The following is a 6036-nucleotide window of genomic DNA, read 5'->3' on the forward strand; positions in this document are numbered from 1 at the left end:
ATAACAGGATAAAAGAGTCAGCTTTTTAAATAAAAGTTTTCAAAACTGCGCACTTTTTTGTTGATGTAGTATGTACAAATTCTCTATACTTATAGGTTTCTGATTCCCATGCGCAACCCTAATTAGGAATGAGAAATTATCTTTACTCATTACTCATTACTCATTACCCATTATTCATTACCCATTACTTATGACAACTCCTTGGTGGGAAATAAAAATTAATCATATTCCAGAATTAGAAGATACTATATTTTGGCGTTTACAAGAGTTTGGCTGTCAAGGTACAGCATTAGCAAAGGAAGATAACACTTGGTTTATTAAAGCCTATATACCTGCTATTACGAAAGAAACTATTGATCTTGCAGCTCTTTCACTCTGGTTTGAACAAGATTGTATCTTAACAAATCAAGAAAGTTTAACTATTACATGGAAACTTATTGACGATGAAGATTGGGCTAGTAGCTGGAAAGATCACTGGCAACCTATGGAAATTGGCGATCGCTTTTGTATTTATCCAGCGTGGATTGAAGTACCCGAAGTATTAGACAGAATTGTAATCCGTTTAGATCCGGGCTCTGCTTTTGGTACGGGAGTTCATGCTACAACGCAACTGTGTTTAGAATCATTAGAAATGAGGTTAGGCGAACCAGAAAAAGAGTTAATAATAGCGGATATTGGCTGTGGATCTGGTATTTTGTCCATAGGAGCGAGATTTTTAGGGGCAAAACAAGTATTTGCGACAGATATTGATCCTTTAGCTACAAGAGCAACCAAAGAAAACATGGAGTTAAACGCCGTTGATAATATAGAAATATTTGACGGTAGTATTGAATTACTGAAATTAGTGCCAAACTTAAAATTTGATGGCATTGTCTGCAATATTTTAGCAGAGGTAATTAAAACCATGATTCCAGATATGCCAGAAATTATCAAACCAGACGGTTGGGTTATTTTAAGTGGTATTTTAGTAGATCAATCCATTGAAATTGCCACTATTTTAGAAAAAAATGGTTGGACTATAGCCGCTTTATGGAAAAGGGGAGAATGGTGTTGTTTAAATGCTCGACGTAGTAAATAACAAGTTAGGGTAAATAGTCTTAAAGTTTTGCCCTCAAACAAAATTGATAATCTCCTCCTACTTCCAATTGATAATCATATCTTTCTAAAAAACGACATAAAGACTCTTGAATTAAGCTACGCCCTAAAGTTGGTTTTACAGATAATTTTCCTTGACGAAAATGCCACTGAAAACACCATTCATAATCACCAGCATTAACTTTTCCTTTAATTTCTCCAGTATTCCAACATTGACCGATAATAGTTACGTTTGCAATAGTTTGTGGTAATGACATTGATGTAACAAATAAATGAAAGGGAGGAAAAATATATCTCAAATGAGTAGGGTGGCATTGCCCACAATTTTTGAAGATATTTCAAGAATTTAGGGTATAAATAATTTTAATACTAAAGGAGCAACGGAATTAATAATATTAACAAAAGTAGGATTTCCTTGATTACCCTTATTTTCCTCTGCATCGGTACTAGCTTTAACTAATTGTACAAAGCGAGTTGAAAGAATATAACCATCATCGTTATTTTGAGCTTTAAATAATTCTTCGGCTTTTTCGCCATCCTTAATCGCTGGATTTGTTTGCCCATAACGAGATTTGATAATCCCTCTACTTAAATAGGCTTGAGCTAAATCTGGATTCATTTCAATAGCTTGAGAATAATATTTCGCTGCGGTTTGATAATTTCCTTTTTTATCTTCCGAGACTCCCCAAGCGTAAAATTGTTCCGCACTACCAGCAGTAGCGGGGAGTCCTACTACTCCTTGTATATGAGCGTTAGTTATGTCTGTATTGTTTATGATTACTCCTTGTACATAAGCATTCCTAAAGTCACTATTGTTGACAATCGCCCCTGAAAGATTCGCCCCTGAAAGATTCGCACCATAAAAAGAAGCACCGCTTAAATTTGCATTGCGTAAGTCAGCACCTGTCAAATTAGCACGACTTAAATTCGCACCCACTAAATTCGCACCTCGCAAATTTGCACCTTGTAAATTACTCATCACTAAACCAGCATCACTTAAATCGCAATTTTCACATTGTTTTGTCTTTAGTAATTGACTTAAGTGACTATTATTTTCAGCTTTTACCTCATTACATAGTATTAAACTGGTGAATAAAAGAGGAAGAATAATCGTAAATTTATTCATAAAAATTTATTAACAACCATGAAAATTTATTTATTAATCATAACAGACCAACAAAATTAATTAGTTTGATTTAGAGGAATCGTAACTTAGCAAAATACTTTTTGTAATTTATTTACCAAACCATTTTTGATATATTTGAGTATAAGTACCATTTTCCTTGAGTTTGAGAATTGCTTGATTAATAGATTCTCGGTATTGACTATTTTGTTTCAGGGCAATACCGTAACTTTGAGGTTCAAAAACAGAACCTACTACCTTAACACTACCTGAACCTTTTCCTTGGGCATAATAGCGTAATACGGGAGAATCATAAATAATAGCGTTAATTTTGCCCTCTTCTAAAGCTACATAAGCCTCTTCAATGGTATTGTACTCAATTACATAATTAGGAGTATTGCTTAAAAAAGTAGCCGCAGTGGTTTCTTTTACAGTACCAATGGGTTTGCCTTTTAAGTCTTGAAAATCATTGATGTTATTACCTAATCCTTGAATTGTCAAAGCTGAAGTCACAGAAGCCGTAAAATAAGAGATTAAGACAACACCCGTAAACATCCATATTGTAGCTAAAATTCTTCCTGCTACACCTTTTGGGGTTTTATCTCCATAGCCTACGGTTACAACTGTCACCACCGCCCACCAAAAAGCCTCCCAAATTCCTTCTAAATATTTTTCGGGGAACATTTCTGAATTTTTTTTTCGCTCTAAATACCACATTAAATGTGCAGCAAAAATAATCATAATTAATAAGAATAAAATTGCACTCCAAAGAATAGGTGAAAAAACTAAACTAAAGAAAGTTTGCAAAGGAGAAATATTTTTTGTGGAGACTAAAATTTGTAATCCAGACTCAAAAAAAGGATAAGAAAAATCAACTTTTTGTTCTCTTTCAGAAGTAATAGTAATTCCTGCTACCCCAATATCTGTGTTATCTTCACTCACAGATTTTAGTAAATTAATAATACTTTCTTCTCCGTAAATTTCATATTCTATATTTAATTCTTTGGCAATTTCACTCCATAAATCAAGACTAAAACCGACATATTGTCCATTTTCTTCAAAAGCAAAAGGAGGAAAAGATTTCGTCGCTACTCTAACATAGTTAGATTTTTCTTGAGATGATACACTATTTATTGTTCCGAATATACAATAAAACAGAATAATTTTTACTAATAAGATTTTATTTATTATTTTATATTTACTCAATATTTTTCTAAATATCATTATTTTCTATAGAATGAATCTTAAGTATTTTTTTTACTATTATACTAAATATTTCATTATTACCAATAAAATTTAAGAATTTTAACCTATGAATAATATTTTAATTAATTCTCAATATAAAGTTATTGAAACCCTCGCTAATTTTCAGGATAAAAAAGTTTATTTAACAGAAAATATTAAAAATAATCATCAGCAATGTATTGTTAGGCAATATGTTTTAAATTCTTTTACTTCAAACTTAATTCATACTTTTATTAAATGTCGTCAAGATATTCATGACTTTTGTCAAAAGAATAATTATCATTTTTTCCCTAATTTACAAGATGTTATTTTTTTAGAAAATGAAATTATTTTAGTTGAAGATTTTATTCAAAGTATTAGCCTAAAAGAATTAATAGATGACGATAAAATTTGGTTAGAATCTGAGGCAATAAAAAACTTAAAAGTACTATTAAATAGCTTAAATATTTTACATAATTATAATTATATTCATCAAAATATTAACCTTAAAAATATTGTTCAATTATCGTCAAATTCAGAAGAATTATTAATTACTGATTTAGATATTTATTTTAATGATGAGTCTAATTTAATGATGACAGTAATGGTAGAAGATAAACTTTATTTACCTTTAGAAAAAATCAGAGGAAAATCTTTTCCTTCTAGTGATATTTATAGTTTAGGAATGGTCATAATTAGTATGATTATAGGTAAAGTTATTTTTGAATTAGAAGAAGATGACAATGGAAAAATTATTTGGGAAAATAAAGTGAATCTCAATGAAAAATTAGTCTTAATTCTTAATAAAATGATTATTCAAGAATCAACTAAACGTTATCAAAATATTAATGATGTTTTAACGGATATTAATTTATTTTTTCCTGAGTTTAATAGTAATAATCAATATATGCCTACAGAAATTATTATACCTGATTATAGTAATTTTGAAGATACTAAAAATCAACATCAAACAAATATTAATTCCTCCATATCCAATGATTCACCCAATTTTATTTTTGACACAGAAATCAATTTAAAAGTTGATGAGAAATTAGAAAATAATAAATTTACTGCCACAGAAATTCTTAATAATTTAAAATCTTCTTCTAATATACCTAAAAATAATTTACAAAATACCATCGAAAATACTATCTTAAAACAAAATTTAGCTTTTAATATATTTACTCATATTAAAACTCCTAAAAATATGATTATTAGTTTATTTGTTACTTTAATTTTAATTAGTTCTACTGCTTTTCTTAAAAATTATTTATCTACTCGTCATATTAATAATATCATTACTTCTTTAAAAGAATATCATACTAATAAAAAATACGATGATTGTATCACTTTAATTAATTCTAATGATGTGCAATCTTTATCTATTTCTAATAAAATTACTGAAGAATTTTTAGGTAAATGTTGGTTAGGATTAGCGGAAATTGAAGCATCTAAAAATAATTTTAGTCAAGCGATCGCCATTGCTGTTAAAATAACACCAGACTCCAAAGATTATCAAAAATCATTAAAATATATTGATGATTGGTCAATTAAAATAATTGAAGAAGCTAAAGATCTCTATGAGAATCAAAATAATTTGCCTTTAGCGTTAGAGAAATTACAAAAAATTCCTCAAAGTAGTCCAAGAAAAAAAGAATCTCTTGATTTGGCACAAAAATGGACAAATCAAACAGAAGAAAATCCTGTCATAATTTTGTGTCCGGGTCCTTTATGTCCTCAATAGTAAACAGTTTATCAAAAGTTAAAGATATTTGAGATTAAATTTTTTAAAGTTAGTAGTGTAAAACAAAAATAAACTAAAATAAAAATAGAAAGTATATTAAAAAACCCAGTAAAATTAAAACTAAGTTTTATGGAACATTGAAAGGACAATAATGATGATAAATAAACGAATAAATTTAATGTTAATTAGTTGTTTAACTTTAACCAGTGTTTTTACTACGGAAAATAGCTTTGCCCAAAAAGCCAAAAATAGCTATAAATGTATTAATAATAAAGGAATTCCCACAACTGTAGTAGATACTTCTAGGGGAAGATTACAATTAATTGTATGGCAAAGTGACTTTTTTAGAAATTCAGGTTGGACACCACAGAAAAGATGTCAAGAAGTAACAGCAAGATTTCAAAAATTTTCTGATAGTGGTAGTCTTAGATATGTAACCACTGGATTAATTGACAAAAAATATCCTGCTATTTGTGTTGGTCAAAAAACCCCCGGACAAGGTTATACTTGTACTAAAAATGGTTTACTAATTACTTTACAATCCGATGATAATCCCAGTGAAGTGCTAAAAACTCTTTTTAATAATGCAGCACAAGTCGGAGGAAAACCAGTGGTAAGAAATGATGGTAATTATGTTTTTCCTATGGAAGAATTTTTAAATCAAGCACAAACTATGGAAATTATGACGGAAGAAAATACTCCTAATATTATTAACGGTACTTAAACAAAACGATAAAAGAAATTAGGTTATAATTTTTGTATTATAACGTTTTTAGGTCAAAATGAAAGAAACAACATCTTCATCAATGCCACCATGTTTTAATCGCTGGTGTCAAAAAATAGATCCAGT

The 6036-nt window shown here is 29.3% G+C and carries 6 protein-coding genes; 3 read left to right on the forward strand and 3 right to left on the reverse strand.

The annotated features are described in order from the left end of the window. The first annotated feature begins 190 nt into the window (after nucleotides 1–190). Entirely contained in the window at nucleotides 191–1078 is an 888-nt protein-coding gene (gene prmA / locus ACEW8E_RS09455; protein ID WP_373480088.1) for a 50S ribosomal protein L11 methyltransferase, read from the forward strand. A gap of 19 nt (nucleotides 1079–1097) precedes the next feature. Here the strand turns inward: prmA and ACEW8E_RS09460 are convergent, their stop codons facing one another. The 3 genes from ACEW8E_RS09460 to ACEW8E_RS09470 all read right to left on the reverse strand — a co-directional run bounded on the left by ACEW8E_RS09460 (nucleotide 1098) and on the right by ACEW8E_RS09470 (nucleotide 3442). Then, complete coding sequence (locus ACEW8E_RS09460) at nucleotides 1098–1352, reverse strand: DUF3146 family protein (protein WP_373480089.1); 255 nt, start codon at nucleotides 1350–1352, stop codon at nucleotides 1098–1100. Between the two features lie 89 nt (nucleotides 1353–1441). Next, nucleotides 1442–2221 carry a pentapeptide repeat-containing protein gene (locus ACEW8E_RS09465; RefSeq protein ID WP_373480090.1) on the reverse strand — a complete coding sequence of 260 codons (780 nt, stop codon included), beginning with the start codon at nucleotides 2219–2221 and terminating at the stop codon, nucleotides 1442–1444. Between the two features lie 108 nt (nucleotides 2222–2329). Then, nucleotides 2330–3442, reverse strand: a complete 1113-nt coding sequence (locus ACEW8E_RS09470; protein ID WP_373480091.1) for a transporter substrate-binding domain-containing protein — start codon at nucleotides 3440–3442, stop codon at nucleotides 2330–2332. Nucleotides 3443–3530: 88 nt separating this feature from the next. On the opposite strand from ACEW8E_RS09470, the gene ACEW8E_RS09475 reads away from it, so the two are divergent. Then, nucleotides 3531–5186: a hypothetical protein gene (locus ACEW8E_RS09475; protein WP_373480092.1), complete on the forward strand. Its 1656-nt coding sequence runs from the start codon at nucleotides 3531–3533 to the stop codon at nucleotides 5184–5186. 151 nt (nucleotides 5187–5337) lie between these two features. Further along, nucleotides 5338–5910, forward strand: a complete 573-nt coding sequence (locus ACEW8E_RS09480) for a COP23 domain-containing protein (RefSeq protein WP_373480093.1) — start codon at nucleotides 5338–5340, stop codon at nucleotides 5908–5910. Nucleotides 5911–6036: the final 126 nt, after the last annotated feature.

This window comes from Geminocystis sp., from assembly GCF_041753295.1.
In the GTDB taxonomy this organism is placed as follows: Bacteria; Cyanobacteriota; Cyanobacteriia; order Cyanobacteriales; family Cyanobacteriaceae; genus Geminocystis.

Coding starts and splice junctions, on each gene's coding strand:
- prmA (WP_373480088.1), top strand. CDS start 191: ATGACAACTCCTTGGTGGGAAATAAAAATTAATCATATTCCAGAATTA.
- ACEW8E_RS09460 (WP_373480089.1), bottom strand. CDS start 1,352: ATGTCATTACCACAAACTATTGCAAACGTAACTATTATCGGTCAATGT.
- ACEW8E_RS09465 (WP_373480090.1), bottom strand. CDS start 2,221: ATGAATAAATTTACGATTATTCTTCCTCTTTTATTCACCAGTTTAATA.
- ACEW8E_RS09470 (WP_373480091.1), bottom strand. CDS start 3,442: ATGATATTTAGAAAAATATTGAGTAAATATAAAATAATAAATAAAATC.
- ACEW8E_RS09475 (WP_373480092.1), top strand. CDS start 3,531: ATGAATAATATTTTAATTAATTCTCAATATAAAGTTATTGAAACCCTC.
- ACEW8E_RS09480 (WP_373480093.1), top strand. CDS start 5,338: ATGATGATAAATAAACGAATAAATTTAATGTTAATTAGTTGTTTAACT.